The sequence below is a fragment of the Corynebacterium lubricantis DSM 45231 genome (assembly GCF_000379425.1).
Taxonomy (GTDB): domain Bacteria; phylum Actinomycetota; class Actinomycetes; order Mycobacteriales; family Mycobacteriaceae; genus Corynebacterium; species Corynebacterium lubricantis.
On the sequence record NZ_KB902182.1, the window covers coordinates 156254 to 170799 of the forward strand.

At 57.5% G+C, this 14546-nt stretch carries 13 protein-coding genes; 3 read left to right on the forward strand and 10 right to left on the reverse strand.

Annotation, left to right across the window (positions count from 1 at the left end; all coding sequences use genetic code 11):
* Positions 1-28: 28 nt before the first annotated feature.
* Together A37O_RS0102085 and A37O_RS0102090 are read left to right on the forward strand one after the other, a co-directional pair.
* A complete protein-coding gene (locus A37O_RS0102085) occupies positions 29-760 on the forward strand; it encodes a DUF6339 family protein (RefSeq protein ID WP_018295833.1) in 732 nt (243 codons plus the stop codon).
* Positions 761-815: 55 nt separating this feature from the next.
* Positions 816-2102 (forward strand): ATP-binding protein, encoded by a 1287-nt coding sequence (locus A37O_RS0102090; RefSeq protein ID WP_018295834.1) that lies wholly within the window; start codon positions 816-818, stop codon positions 2100-2102.
* Here A37O_RS0102090 and A37O_RS0102095 read toward each other — a convergent pair.
* The 8 genes from A37O_RS0102095 to A37O_RS0102130 form a co-directional block, all read right to left on the reverse strand.
* A complete protein-coding gene (locus tag A37O_RS0102095; protein ID WP_033377678.1) occupies positions 2099-4069 on the reverse strand; it encodes a DNA cytosine methyltransferase in 1971 nt (656 codons plus the stop codon). The two genes, A37O_RS0102090 and A37O_RS0102095, sit on opposite strands and share 4 nt — an antisense overlap.
* Positions 4070-4181: 112 nt before the next feature.
* A complete protein-coding gene (locus A37O_RS0102100; protein WP_018295836.1) occupies positions 4182-5342 on the reverse strand; it encodes an ATP-binding cassette domain-containing protein in 1161 nt (386 codons plus the stop codon).
* Positions 5333-5896, reverse strand: a complete 564-nt coding sequence (locus tag A37O_RS0102105) for an energy-coupling factor transporter transmembrane component T family protein (RefSeq protein ID WP_342661946.1) — start codon at positions 5894-5896, stop codon at positions 5333-5335. Before A37O_RS0102105 ends, A37O_RS0102100 begins: the two co-directional genes overlap by 10 nt.
* Positions 5897-6010: 114 nt before the next feature.
* The gene (locus A37O_RS0102110) at positions 6011-6760 is read right to left on the reverse strand and encodes a hypothetical protein (RefSeq protein ID WP_026196050.1); all 750 of its coding nucleotides are present in this window, start codon (positions 6758-6760) and stop codon (positions 6011-6013) included.
* 105 nt (positions 6761-6865) lie between these two features.
* On the reverse strand, positions 6866-7831 hold the full coding sequence (locus A37O_RS0102115) for a nucleoside hydrolase (RefSeq protein WP_018295839.1): 966 nt from the start codon (positions 7829-7831) through the stop codon (positions 6866-6868).
* A 1-nt stretch (position 7832) separates the two neighbouring features.
* Entirely contained in the window at positions 7833-8408 is a 576-nt protein-coding gene (locus A37O_RS0102120; protein WP_018295840.1) for a histidine phosphatase family protein, read from the reverse strand.
* 42 nt (positions 8409-8450) lie between these two features.
* Complete coding sequence (locus A37O_RS0102125) at positions 8451-9803, reverse strand: DHA2 family efflux MFS transporter permease subunit (RefSeq protein ID WP_026196051.1); 1353 nt, start codon at positions 9801-9803, stop codon at positions 8451-8453.
* The gene (locus A37O_RS0102130) at positions 9796-11046 is read right to left on the reverse strand and encodes an MFS transporter (protein WP_018295842.1); all 1251 of its coding nucleotides are present in this window, start codon (positions 11044-11046) and stop codon (positions 9796-9798) included. The genes A37O_RS0102125 and A37O_RS0102130 overlap by 8 nt, the downstream gene beginning before the upstream one ends.
* Positions 11047-11156: 110 nt before the next feature.
* Between A37O_RS0102130 and A37O_RS0102135 the strand changes: the two genes are divergently transcribed.
* Positions 11157-11684: a hypothetical protein gene (locus tag A37O_RS0102135; protein WP_018295843.1), complete on the forward strand. Its 528-nt coding sequence runs from the start codon at positions 11157-11159 to the stop codon at positions 11682-11684.
* A 52-nt stretch (positions 11685-11736) separates the two neighbouring features.
* Here the strand turns inward: A37O_RS0102135 and A37O_RS0102140 are convergent, their stop codons facing one another.
* Both A37O_RS0102140 and A37O_RS0102145 read right to left on the reverse strand, forming a co-directional pair.
* A complete protein-coding gene (locus tag A37O_RS0102140; RefSeq protein ID WP_018295844.1) occupies positions 11737-12585 on the reverse strand; it encodes a hypothetical protein in 849 nt (282 codons plus the stop codon).
* A gap of 144 nt (positions 12586-12729) precedes the next feature.
* The gene (locus A37O_RS0102145; RefSeq protein WP_083912564.1) at positions 12730-14418 is read right to left on the reverse strand and encodes a carboxylesterase/lipase family protein; all 1689 of its coding nucleotides are present in this window, start codon (positions 14416-14418) and stop codon (positions 12730-12732) included.
* Between the last annotated feature and the right edge of the window lie 128 nt (positions 14419-14546).

A 14546-nucleotide genomic window follows, 5' to 3' on the forward strand; every position in this document is an offset into this window, starting at 1 on the left:
TCATTATCGATTAGATCGAGGAAATGCCATGTCGATTGTCTCGGACATGTGCGACTTAACCGTGGAACAATGTGGGGGTTTAGCTTCAACTCACAACCAGATGGCATATCCGCCACCGGTCGCCGCAAAAATTCCTACTACAGCTCAGCTCCAAAACCTTCGAAATGGCATCATCGATATCGCCTCTGGGTATGGATTTCCAGTCCGGAAATCCATCAAAAGCAGCACCATGTCTGACTTTGATGTAGAACTTGGCAATTTCTTACTCGCAGAGCTATACATCACCCCTGCTGAAGCTGGCGTAGAAGAAGTCTGGAGTTTTTTGTCATTAGTCTTAGTTCCTGACGTTGTCGCTTGGAGATTTCCAAACAAAAGTAAGAACCCCGAGTTTGAGCGCTGGATTGGCCGACCTAGAAATGTCTTGAGAAAGGCTTGGTGGAGAGCTTATGTACTCGGCCCTGCACTCAACACCAAGATTGGCGAAGACGAAGGCGTCAACATTATGGAACGTCCGACATTTGGGATGAATCCTTTGTTGGCACGCATAATTGTTGAAATTCATATCAGCAAGTCAAATGAATTTGAGTTCGCAAAGTCAGAGGTTCTAAGACGAGTAATGGTTCAACTAGGCAAGTTTGTTTCATTTGTTGACCTCGATTGTCTTCCTGAAGAACAATTGCGTACCCTGGTCGAAGAGGCCTACGATATTGCACTTCAGCCTTTTATAGATGAACTTGAAAGCGAAAGAGTCTCAGTTTAATCGATAATCTGTGCCTTCCCACATAACTCAGCCTTAAAGGATCAATGCACTCCAAATGACCAATCGACTCTCCGTAGCGCCGTCCGCTCGACGCCTGACCAACTCACTTCGTGATATTGGCTATAGCTTCGAATCCGCCATCGCAGATCTAATCGATAATTCGATCGCCGCTCACGCGACGACAGTTGATATTGAGATCGTGTTTAAAGGCCGAAACTCGTATATCTCACTGACCGATAACGGTGAAGGTATGAGCTCAGAAACCCTCAATGAGGCAATGCGTTTTGGTTCAAGGCGGTCATACGACATTGGTGAACTAGGACGATACGGTCTTGGACTAAAGACGGCCTCTTTGTCTCAGTGCCGGCGAATTGAGGTTGTTACATCTCGCGAGAACGAGCCGATCCAAGCGCGTGCTCTCGATTTAAACTTCATCGAAGTAGTCGACGACTGGCTAATTACCGACATCTCAGACGAACCCGAAATCATTCAGCACGCGGGGACCTATCTTCCTCACACTGGTACTTCGGTTTTCTGGAAATCTCTGGATCGTCTATTGCCTGCCAAAGCACCTGAAGGTGGCTGGGCTCGACGACGAATTGAAAGCCTTCCGGTCAAACTCGAAAGTTATCTGGCAATGGTTTTTCATCGATTTCTGTCTGGCGAAACCGAAAACAACCTCGTTATTACTATCAATGGCAAGCCTGTAGATGCTTGGGATCCATTCGCACGAAGCGAACTCGCAACCCAAGAGCTCGGATCCGATGAGTTCGAAATCGAACATAAGTCAGGAGTCGGGAAAGTTCAGCTGCGACGATATTTGCTCCCTACCCGAGACAACTTCTCCACTTCTCAAGCTTACGATTCACTGTCCGGCATTGATAAGTGGAACAAGCAGCAGGGGCTTTACATTTATCGGTCCAATCGACTAGTTCAATGGAGCGGTTGGGCAGGAATCCGGACAATTGATGAGCACACTAAGTACGCACGCGCTTCCCTTGATTTCGATACGGACCTCGACAGCGCCTTCAACATCAATGTTGCAAAGATGCGAGTCACCGTACCGAGTGAACTTCGGAAAATGCTCAGCCGACCGATTAATGAGCTTTGTATCCAAGCCGATGCTGAATACCGCCGGAGCGAGCTCGCCAAAACCTCTAGCGGCGAACACGACCAAGACTCTTCTCCTAGCTTCGGAGGTCGCAAGGAGGACGGTGCAACTATCGGACTCACCCTCCGGGCGGCGGCTGCCCGGACAGGTCATCTAGAAGCACTCGACGAAATGATGAAACTGATCAAGTCCGAGATCCCCGACTTAGCTGAGCATTTAGGTTTCGACTAAAACAAGGTTTCAGGTTCAGGCGGTTGCTCAGCATCACCTCCGCGTCGCTGAGCAAAATCACACATCTGCGACAGGGGGCAGACGCCACAGTACGGCTTTTCGGAAACGCACAGCTGCCGCGCCACTTCAAAAAGCGCGAGGTGGCCTTCTCGAGAATTCTTATCAAGTCCCAAAAGTTTCCCGACACTAATCCGGCCATTCGATTGCTTATTTCGACTTTCCGTATCCACCCCGAGAAAGCGGCTCGTAACTCGGAGGACTCCCTTTGCGACAATTACAGGTTCTTCGCTTCGGCTGTCAGTACCGTCCGAAATGGGCGCTGAAAGCTCAAGAGTCCTAACCAAGACATCGTTTAGCACTGGGAGCTTCGCTCGATCAATGTGAGGTTCCCACAGCGCCTTAGGATTTTCTCGCATCTGCTCGACGAGGGTCTCAAACTGGGAAAAACGGATCTTGAACCTCTCACCAGCGAAGACTGAACGCAGAGTAGCAATGGTCTGATCACTCGGCAATGCTCCAATCTCAGGTTCCTCGAGATTATCGATCAGTTGCCACAAGAAACGCGTTTCAGTCCAAGACGAGCGCAAAAGAAAAATTTCAGCTACCACGATCTTCCAGCGAGACTTTGTTCGTAGCCAAGGTTGAAGTAACCCGCTATCTGGTTGCTGCCTATACCAATCAGCTAACGATTCGACTACGTCTTTAGAAACATAATGTTTGGTCTCGTTCCGCTCCCATGCATTTAGGATGCCATTTCCAAGAGCCTCTCCAAGGCGCACTGGGACCGCATTTCCGATTTGTTTGAATGCGGCGCTCGGTGGACCTGAGAAGCGAAAATCGTCTGGAAACGACTGTAGACGCGCTGCTTCACGAACGGTAATAGTTCGTGCCTGACGAGGGTGAATAAAGCTATAGCCATCTTTCGCAATATGGGCTGTAATAGTCCTTGACAGGTCATTCTCATCTAATCTTTTGTACTTATCGACGAAAATGTCGGACCGGTACCGCCGAAGATGCTCCGGAAGGTCAGAATATCGCGTGGCAGCCGTCATTTGCTCAAATGCCTGACGGTCATCCTCCCTTACAGGACGAGTAATGTGGTCATAGATTCGATCTTTATCCTCGTCTCGGACATTGGCGCGCATGGAAGTTTGATACTCCGTAAGTGGCCCGGAGTAATCCCAAAAACCATCCCCCCCACCATCGGGTCGATCGCCACCTTCAACCTCTGGCAAGTCTCCGATTGCATTCCAAACAGAAACCTTTTGGGATACTTCCTTAGGCCATTCGAACTTCACATTGTCGCGAAGGGCTACAAGAATAAAGCGCTGGCGGAACTGGGGAACCCCATATCGCCAAGTATCAATAACTTTGCATTCGACTGAGTACCCAATCTGCTCAAGCTCTGTAACCATGCTTCGGAGGATGAACATCTCATCGTCCAGAGCAATATCTGGAACATTCTCCATGATTACAGCCTTCGGGCTAGCAAGCTGTACTACTTCAAGATATGCCCGCCAAAGGTTTCTCCGCTGATCATCTGGATCCCGTTCGCCATTCTCTACAAGGTGACGGATACCAGACCTACCGGCTTTAGAGAATGGCTGGCAAGGTGGGCCCCCGGCCAACACCTCAATGCCGGCTTCCTTCATTAGGTCCGCTACGCGCGCAACATTGTCAGAAGTCGACAAATCCCAGTCAACTGACATTCCTGGAAAGCGCGCGGCATGTGTTTCGAGCGCATATTGGTAATGGTCGATTCCGAGCACTACTTCAATGCCTGCATTAACAAGCCCTTGGCTTAATCCACCTGCACCCGAGAACAAGTCTGCGCCAAGGATCGCACCTTGACTCCGCCTTTCTTCCGCGTACTCAATCAATTCCTGTTCCGTCGAACAGTGATTCGGGTGCAGTGACAGAGTTACATAAGGTCCGCGAACTTGCTTAACTGCGTACTGATCATGCATCGTCACGTATTTCCCTACTCATTTTCAAAAGAACGTTATCGATCAAATCTAGTCGAAGCACTAGACACGATATGAGATAGGCCAGCGAACAACCATCACCTCACACCGAATCCTAAACCCACACCTCGCTGACCTGCGCGTACTCCCCCACTTCGTCCATGAAGGATGTATCGTGGCAGGTCATCACCAGCGCTGCCCCGCCGCTTAAGCAGCGGGCCAGCATCTCGTGGGCCCGTGTGCGGCCGCAGGTGTCTAGGCCGACGTCGGGCTCGTCGAAAAGCATTAGGGTGCGGTTCTGCACATAAACGGACGCCATTTGCGCCAGCCGCAGGTTGGAGGCAGACAGATCCAAAGGGTGCTCCTCGGGGTCGAAGTCCAACTCCGAGATCAGCCCAGCATCCCCGATAAAGCCCGAGATCGTCGTATCCACCACTTGGTCGGCGGCGTGCTGGAAAGCCAAAGAAGTAGATACCGACACCCCGTCGTTCCCGTCGAGGCCAGCCATAGCGCGCAACAGTGTGGTCTTGCCGGAACCGTTGGCACCGCGCAGCCACACCACGGAAGAAGGCGAAACCACCAAAGGAAGCGGCCCGACAGCAAAGTCGGGCTGGGTGGAGGCCTTGAACTGCCACCACCGCCGACTAGCACCGCCGCGGGTAGCGCTGACAGAACCCAGGTCGATCGGAGCAGCAATAGAAGCAGCAACCGGAGCAGGCAGGCTCACTTCCTGGGGAGCCGGTACGTGGAGGGACAGTGAATCGTCGCGAAGCGATAAAACGCTCGAGCCCAACTCACGGTGCACCCGATTGCCCAGCACGACGATTTCGCTAGGCATCTCGCGGAACAGCGAGACGATAGCGCGGGAGGATTCCGGATCGAGGCCGGCGAAGGGGTTGTCTAGGACGAAGATCTGCGGTTCGAGGACGGCGACCGTGGCAATGGCGAGACGGCGTGTTTGGCCGCCGGAGAGTTGGGTGGGGTGCCTGTCGGCGAGGTCGGCAAGTCCGCACATCTCAAGTGTGCGCGTACACCGGCGCAGCATCTCCTCGCGCTCGACGCCGCGCTGCTCGAGACCGGTGGCGACTTCCTCGATAACCGTGTCGCGGAGCAGCGTAACGTGCGCCTCTGCGTCTTGGGTGACCACGCCAATATTGGGCAGGGTTTCGTGGAGCTCGCGGGCCATGCGGCTGAGTCCCTGTCCAGAATCGGCGACGACTTGGACGGTCTTGTTGCGCGAGGATGCCATCGCGGCGCGCAGCGGTGTCAGATCCATATGACCACCGCCAAACACACAATCGGCACGGTGTAGCGCAGGACGCGCTGCGCGGGGCTGTCGGCGACGGGGACCAGGACGGTGCGTTTACCCTGGATATCGTAGCCTGCGGTCTCGAGCGCTTGGCCGCGGGCGGCGCCTTGGGATAACACGCTGGTCATCACGGGCAGCGCCAGGTGAGGGATGACGGTGCGCAAGTTGATCTTGCGCCCGACGAGCGCGTTGGCGTCGCGGGCGCGCTGCACCGCTAGGCGGCCCTGGGGCAGAAACTGCAGCGCAGAGCCGACAATATAGGCGATACGGTTACCCAGCGGGCTGACCTGGAGGGCCTTGACCAGCTCGGGGATGGTCACGAAGGTCATGGCGGCGAGCAGGCAGGACATCAGTGCTGAAAACCGGAGAGTCAGCGCGCCTGCAAGTGCCAGCCCGTCGGAGGTGATCAAGGGCGCGATCTGATTGTCGCCATAAGGTGCATGAACGAGAACCATTGACAGCCCCAGCGGAATGGCCAGCACGAGCACCGCGAGCGGGACCGATAGGTTGCGCGTTTTCACGACAGCCAATCCAAGCGCGAGCAGGATCAGGATGGCCGAAGCTACCGGTAAATTCAGGCCAAGCGCCAAAATCCATCCGGACATCCCGATCGCCAGAGCCGTCAACGGGTTCATCTATTTGTCCTGCAGCTCGAGCGGTTGGAAACTGCGCAGGGTCTTCTTGGGCATGGACTTGATTGCCGCCCACACGATGATCATGACGATGACCTTATCCAGCGGATCCGAGATCAGCGACTGCACGAATACCGCCCCGATCAGCTCCATGTTGAGCTCGCGGAACAGAGTGACCAGCGCGCCGGTGCCCACACCCGCGGTGCCGCCGTAGACGAACGCCGCCACGGGAGCGGCCATCGCGGCGGTAGCCACACCGATGATGAGGCCTGCGATGATCACGCGGAAAAGATTCTTGAAGGCACCGAAGCGGTGGATGAACACGCCGGCGAGCCAACCGGTCAGAGCCTGGCTGGCAGCGAAAGGCAGGGCCGCCGGGTTGAGTAGGCCCCACACCACGGAGGCGAGCACACCGGTGGCCATACCCGAGATCGGGCCGGCGAGGGCTGCCATCAAGATGGTGCCCACCGCATCGATATACAGCGGGATACCCACAGAACCCACGACCTGGCCCAGCACCATGTTCAGCACAATGGCAACGGGGATCAGGGCGATAGTACGCGCAGGAAGCGAAGGCAGCGTGGCCGCCAGCAGCAACACAGCACCACCGATATACCCCACAAGAGTGATCAGCGATTCAGTGGATCCACCCACCGAATCCCAATCAGTAGGGCGCACCAGCACGAGATAGATCCAGGTAGCGGCAACAACGAGCACACCGGCGGCGGCCAGGGCCTTGCGGGCAGGTGTCATTGCGGTTTCAGTAGACATAGGTGGTCCTCGAAAAGTCGTCCAAAAACGGGCACGGGGAAATGGCACCCTATGTCACCTCGGGCTAAGCCACAACGACACTGGACTTTAGTCGGTGCGCGCGCGATCTGCCAACAGAGACGCCGCTCGGTCCAACTCCTCGTGGGCACCTGCGATATCAGCGCTCATCACCAGATGCGCATTCGCCGGTTTGCCCCAATGGTTACGCAGATCAGCCACCGACGTCCCCCGCATTAGCTCACTGTCCGCCTCGACCGCCACGGTGGTGGCCAGCTCCGTATCATCCACCGTCACAAGCGCGATCATGCAGGTCAGAAGGTCATGGATCTGCGCTTGGTACCCCTCGTCGTTGCCCTCATGGAATTCGAAATAGAACCGCAGGATGTCCTGCAGGTGCTGCGCGATCGGCACCGCACCAAGCTTATCGACGAGCGCTCCCGCACGCTCCGGATCCACGAGCATGCGCTCGGTGACCTCTAGAGAACACAGCGTGATCTCGCACGGCGCGTGCTCGAACACCTCGCTGGCCGCGTGCGGGTCGACCCAGAAATTCCACTCGGCCGTGGGTGTGGTGTTGCCGCGGTAGTTCACTGCCCCACCCATCACGGTGACGTGTGTGAGCTGCGCGTAGTGCTCCGGGTGATCCCGGCGGAACTGCGCCAGATTCGTCAGCGGGCCGGTGACAATTAGGTGCAGGTCGGTGCCATTTTTTTCAATGGCGTCGATCCACAGGTGCTGCCAATCGTCGTGAAGCGATGTGCTCGTTGCAGCGGTGACGTAGCCCAGCCCGGTCGGGCCGTGGGTCTCCGGGGTGATGGTGAGCGGCACCTTCAGCGGGACGGCGCACCCCGGCGCGACGGGGATGTCGGGCAGCCCGCACTGTGCGAGGACCCAGGCCGCGTTCGTGGCGGTGTTGGCCACCGTGGTGTTGCCTGCGGTGGTGGTCACGGCCTCGAATGAGATCTCGTCGCCGACGTGCAACCCGGCAAGGTAGATCAGGGCGAGGGTGTCATCGATGCCAGGGTCGCAGTCAATCACAACGGGTGTGCGCATATTAGAGACCGAGGTAGTTATATGCCTCGAGGCGCATGCGGTGTCCATCGAAGTCGACGATGGAGGCGCTCGCGTGGCGTGGGTTGACCATCTTCGAGGTGTCCAGGCCCAAACCGCGGGCCAAGTAACGACGAATCACGCCCCCGTGCGCCACCACGCACACAGTTTCGATGTTGTTGGCTCCAGCGTGGCTCATCGCGTCGAAGATCGCGGCGTTGATGCGGAGGAAGAACTCGCTCATGTCGTCGCCGCCCTCGGGAGCGTACTCGCCGTTGACCCAGTCGCCGTAGAGCTTCTGGTCGATGTCGTCGATGAGCTGGCCTTCCCAGACTCCGAGGTTGAACTCGTTGAGGCGCGGATCGCTCTTATCAATGCTCAATCCGGCGGCCTCAGCAGTCTGGATGGTGCGCTGCAACTGTGAGGTCACCACATAACCTGGTTCTAGGGTCTGCAGGAAGGGAGCGAGCCTGGCCGACTCTTCCCTACCCTGATCGCAAATGGCAATGTCGGTGCTGCCCTGCATGCGACGCTCAATGTTCCAGTCCGTGGATCCGTGACGGATTAGCACTAGTTTCATGTGGCTTACTTTAGCTGTGAGTTAGTACCCGTGCAGGCCGGTCTACGCCCGGAACTGGCGCACGGCGCCGAGACCCACCAGCAGGACCGCCACGGGGACGAACATGGCAATGCCCATACCGAAGCCCACGCCATAGGCCACACCGACCTGCATGACCGCGCCCATGGATGCGGAACCGATGACGGCACCCACCTGGCGCGAGGTGTTGTATACACCGGAACCCGCACCCATCGCGTCCGCAGGCAGGTCGCGCAATGCGATGGCGGAGTTCGGCGACCAGGCCAAGCCGTTGGCAATACCGAGCAGCGTGACCGGGATGAGCAGCCACCACATGGAGGCGCCGGAGATCATGAAGATGCCGAAGAGGAGCAGGGAAAGAATCATCGTACCGAAGCCGATGGTGGACACGGTTCCCGGCGCGATCCGGTCTGTGAGCCTGCCGGCCAGCGGTGCGACGAGGACGGACATGACACCCATCGGGATGAGTACGAGGCCGGCCGCGGCACTGCCCATGCCCAGCTCAACCTGGAGGTATTGCATCACGGGAAGCTGGACGGTGTATACCGCGAAGCCGAGGGTAAAGACGGCGATGATGCCGTACTTGAAGTTGTGCACGCTAAACAGCTTCAAAGGGATCAGGGCGTCGTCGCCACGCGATTTTTGCCTGCGATAAAGCGCGTAGAACCCGAAGATGCCGACGGCGAGTGCCGCCCACACGGCCCAACCCCACTCCCACTCTGGGCCTTGTTGGAATGCGACGGTCACGCCGGCGACCGCGATGAGCGACAGCAACGCCGATGGGATATCCACGGCTGAGGTGGTGCGCTCGAGCTGTGGGACATAGATTGCCACCGCGATCAGCGAGATGATGCCCACGGGGATGTAGATGGCGAAGACCCACCGCCACCCGCCGGCGGCGACAACAAGCCCACCGATGACGGGACCGAACATGCCCGCGGATCCGCCGACCGCACTCCAATAGCCCATGGCGGTGCCACGGTGTTCGCGCGGGAAGATGCGGTTGATCACGGCCATCGGCTGCGGGTTGAGCAGGGAGCCGCCGAAGCCTTGGATGGCGCGCAGCAAGATGAGCACCTCGATCGACGGCGCAAATGCGCACAAGCCGGCGGCGATCACGAAAATCGCCATGCCGATCATGTACATCCGGCGCTGCCCGAAGCGGTCGCCGAGCCTGCCGGTGATCAGCAGTGGAACGGCGAAGGTGAGCAGGTAAATCGCGACCACCCAGACGATCTGGTTCGTCGAGGCGTCGAGTTCCGCGGCGATGGCGGGCAGGGCGACGGCCACCATCGACTGATCAATCAGGGTGAGAAACAGGCCCACGCATAGTGCTGCCAGCGCCTTATATGACGATGCAAGGTCCGATTTATTCACTCTTCTCCCCCTTGATCGTCTTGAGCTCTGACTGCTTGGACGACAACGTTTCGCGGCCGGTGAGCCACACCCCTGCCGCGACTAGTGCGAGAACGCCACAGGCCATAAACGCTGTTTGGAAGCCGTAGGTCTCCGCTAAGGCACCGATGAGGATCGGGCCGAGGATTTGTCCAGCATCCATGCTCATCTGGAAGGTGGACAGGACCTTACCGCCGGAGCGATTATTGCCAATGATGTCCGCCAGCACCGCCTGCTGGCCTGGATTAAGCAGGCCACCGCCCACACCAGCCAGCGCCGAAGTAATAATCAAAGGCCAGAACGAGTCAGCGAAGCCCAGCGCACTGGTAAACACTGCCGTGCTCAACAGGCCAGCGAGAATCATCGGTTTGCGACCAAGTGTGTCCGCCAGCCTCCCCGAGAACTGCAAAGCAATCATGTTGCCCAGCGCGAATGCGGCAAGGGCAAAACCAGAGGCCGCCCCGCCGTGAGTAAACACTGCCGCGGCGAAGAGCGGCAGGACGGCCACGCGCACACCCATGTTGATCCAGCCGTGTGAGAAATTGGAGACCAACACCGCGCGGTACGCCGAGTCCTCCCACGCTTCGGAGAGCTGCATCGGTGGCAGCGTCTCCTTCTTTACATCAGCGTTGCTGCGAGGCATGGAAACCCAAACCACGAACGCGGCGAGCCCCACGCCGATCCCGTAAATAACGAACGGCCAGCGCATCCCCAAAAATGACAATCCGGCACCCACGACCGGCCCGATGACGTTGCCTAACAGGAATGCTGACCCATAGACCGACGACGCTCGTCCGCGAATCTCTGGCGGTGCGACCTTAACAATTAGTCCCATTGCCGAGATGGAGAACATGGTCGACCCCAGCCCCGCCAGCGTGCGCAGCACCAGGATTTGCCAGAACTCCTGTGTCGCAGCCACCAATGCGGTGGTCACCGCGACGATGATCAGCCCCGTCAGATATACCCTGCGGGTACCAAGCTTATCGACGAGACGCCCCGCCCACGGTGCCCCAAATAGTCGTGCGGCCGAGAACACCGACACGACGGCGCCCGCTGCCGCCATGGAAACGCCAAAACTGACGGCAAATTGCGGGATGATCGGTGCGATGAGCCCATAGCCGAGGGCAATAAGAAACGCAGCGGAGACAAGCACCCAAATCTGGCGAGGAATCTTAGGTGTTGGCTCAGATGCGTCATGTCCGGAATCTGAAGCTTGAGTGGTCATTGTCCCCTTAGGCTAGCCCTTAATCCAAGAAAGTACCTATCCAAGACTGTTTAGCACACTTGTTCTATAGTGGAATTGTCCCGTCGAACGCCAGTCCTAAAATTTGGATCATGATTAACGCATATTCCTACTCCACGTCCCAGAACCGCACGTCAGCTTCTGCCGCTTCTACCGCTTCTACCGCTTCTGCCGCCCGTCGCTCGCCTATCACCCACAAGCACGCCGAACTACTCTCCGAAATCTCATCCATCTTGCACCACCCGCGCTCGCTCGCGCGCCCCATTTCATCATGGCGCCCGCCCACAAAGACCCTCCCAGGAGTATTTGGCGGTGGCCCGCTGACTATGGCGATCAGCCGACACAGAGTGGGCCCCAGAGTTCAAGCCCGGCTGCAGGGCTACGGAGAAACCCGCACTCCGGCCTATCTGATCACCATCCGCATTACAGATCCTGCGGGGTTCCCCGCGCCGCGCTCCACTGCTGAAGAGTGGATCCGAGCCCTATTGCCCGAGAACATCGAAGGCGCGGTGCACGAGCTGTCGTCACACACAGCGGTGACCTATGTGTGGATCGTGGATTCAAAATTCCAACCATTGCAGTCGCCTGCCTCGATGTTCCAGGCCAGCGCTGCTGCATAAAACGCGAACGCCAGCCCAGAGTTCGGGCTGGCGTTACATCGCTGGTTGAGGATTAGCGTCCGTCGTCGAGGTCGTCTTCGTCCTCTTCATCAACGTCGTCATCAACGTCGTCAATGTCTTCCGAGTCACCCTCATGGAAGTCAACGTCATCATCGTCGCCATCGTCGGCGCCGAAAATGTCGTAGACCTCAGGCTCTTCGAATTCATCATCAACGACGGGAACCAGCTGACCTTCCCAGTCATCTGCTTGGTCCGCCGCGAGGGACAAAACGTCGAAGAGACGATCAAAATCGGTGAACGTACCCAGGGCGAGGACCTCACCATCAAGATCGGCCTCGAGTGCTAGGTCGTTGAACAGTCGCTCGCGGTCCTCGACCGACAGCTCTGCTTCCCCGTCCGACTCCCACAGCTCATCGATAGCCTGGTCCACCAACTCGTCGAAGTCATTGCCCATGGCAACAAACTCAACCACTGCGGAAGGCACCCCATCAAGTACTTCAACAAGCACCTGGAGCTCAGAGTTATCGCCCACTTCAGCCCGCACTAGATGAGGGTTGATCACATCCTGGAAGAAATCTAGATCTTCGATGCGCTCATCGGTGCTCTCTAGCAAGTCGCGCAAAACGGTAACAACCTGATCGGTGGCAATGTGGTCTGCCACGGTTTGTACAGCCGCGTCAACAGAAAACACAACTGACACCAAGACAGCCTCAAAGTCATCATCGTCCTCGTCGACATCGGCCGCCGCGATATACACGTTGGCCGCCGGCAGGTGTGGGTCGATCTCGACAAACTGGATTTCAATCTCAGCGGTGATCGGTACAAACATCACTTCGTCGTGCACCCGTGATTCCACCCCGTCGCGGTCGAGCGCCGCAGCAATATCCTCGAAAAAGCTCATGGTCAACAGTCCCTTTCCGGAAATTCGTCCCTTGAATCATGCGCACTCTGTTGGGGGATAAAATGGTGGCCGGTACCAGCCTAGTTCGCAGACTCGCTTCATGCCCGCTATTAGCGCTGTGAAATTGCCCCGAAAACAAAACTTCTATTCCGCAGCCTCAAACACCGTGCCCAAGAATTCCGCAACGCGCGCTTCCAAGTCGTGGCGGCCCTCTCCCCACTCGGTCATGGAGAAGGATGCCCAGGCCCGGCGCTTCTCGGCCTTGGGGTCATATTCAATATGAGATTCCTTATTAAACACGGCTGTCGCGCGACCCGGCTCCTCGTCGGCACGCATGCCATACGCAGGCCACTGCGGTCCCGGATTTCCGTAGTGGAAGAAGTGCCCCCAGTGGAACTGCATCCTCTCGCTGACCTCATCGAAACCTTCATTAGACAAGATATTGTCCAACCGGGCGGCGCGGGTTGTTCCCGGCGCGCCGAACACCGCTGTCAGGTCCGAGGAGTGGATTGCGCCGAGGCCAAGTCGCTGCATCGCGGTGCTGGCGTAGTCGTAGCGATACATCCACGTCGGTGCGGAGAATCGGTGATTAGAGGCAACCGAGACCGTTGGGGCCCAGAACAAGGCGTCTGCCAACAATTCTGCAAAATCGGAACGTGACTCGGCATTGTCATATGCCTGAAGAACACGCTGAGCGTTCGCCGAATCATAAACATCGAGGAGGCGCCGAGCCGCCTTTGTCCGCGCCTTGTTGCGCAGATACATCGCTTTGGCAAAGCTCGCCTCGTCAGAATTGGTACCCAAAATCAGTGGCACCTGGGCCTGATTGCCATCGGCAAACGCATCGAGAGGGTGTTGCATGACCGTCTCGCCATCCACAGACGGCATATATGCCGAGTTTAAGTACATCAATTCCCCGCCACGGATGACCATGGCTTGGCCTACGCGGACAAGCTCGGTGGCATCAACTTCGCGAAGCTCCTCAAGCGAGGACAGTCTGGACATCCCCATCGAGTCGAGCAGGCGCGTCGCCCACCAGGCGGCCTGCAAACGTGAATGCACTGCCCCGGTTGGCGGGGACTGCGCAATGGCCCGGTGGAAGAGCCCCCGGGCGGAAGGAGCCGTCATCAGCGAGATCACCGAAGCACCACCCGCTGACTCTCCCATGATGGTGACTGAGTCCGGGTCGCCGCCAAAGGCTGCTGCGTTGTCTTGGACCCACTGCAGCGCAAGGATCTGGTCCCTGAGCGCTGGGTTGGCTACGCAATCATCGCCAATCGAGCGCAGGTCAAGGTAGCCCAGCACGCCAAGCCGAAAGTTCACCGAGATGTAGACTACGTTGGTCGACAGCGAGAGATTGTGGCCCTGGAGCACCTTTTCGTAAGATGACCCCATCAAGAATGACCCTCCATGGAAATACACCACGACTGGCAGCACATCGTCTGTATCTGGTCGGACCACATCCAAGGTCAGACAATCCTCGGTGCCGATCACTTTGCTTGTCAGACCATATGTTCCCTGCAAGGCAGGGGGCGCGAAATCGGTGCATTCCCGGATGCCAATCCACGGCTCAGCCGGGCGTGGCGCTCTAAACCTGTGCTCACCGCTGGTGTCTGCCCCGTAAGGCACTCCCCTCCACGTGCGCACTCCCGACAAAGAATCAACGAACCCGCGTACCTTGCCTTGCGTGGTGGAAACAACAGGGCCGGCCCCCGGGCGATGCCCGAGATGATTCTGAGCAGAAACATTCTCCCCAGCGCTGGATCCTTGCTGTAGTCCAGTGCTGGGGCCAATATCAGGACCCTGGCCGGGTACTGCATCGGAAACACTCATACTGCCTAGGTTAGTAGGCGAATCTTAATATCTACTGGGAGTTTTTCTACACATGACGTGCAAAATCATGTTGGCCGACGCGAGACCTGCCAGATTCCACAGCGCACAAAAGTTACAAGTTGATCAAG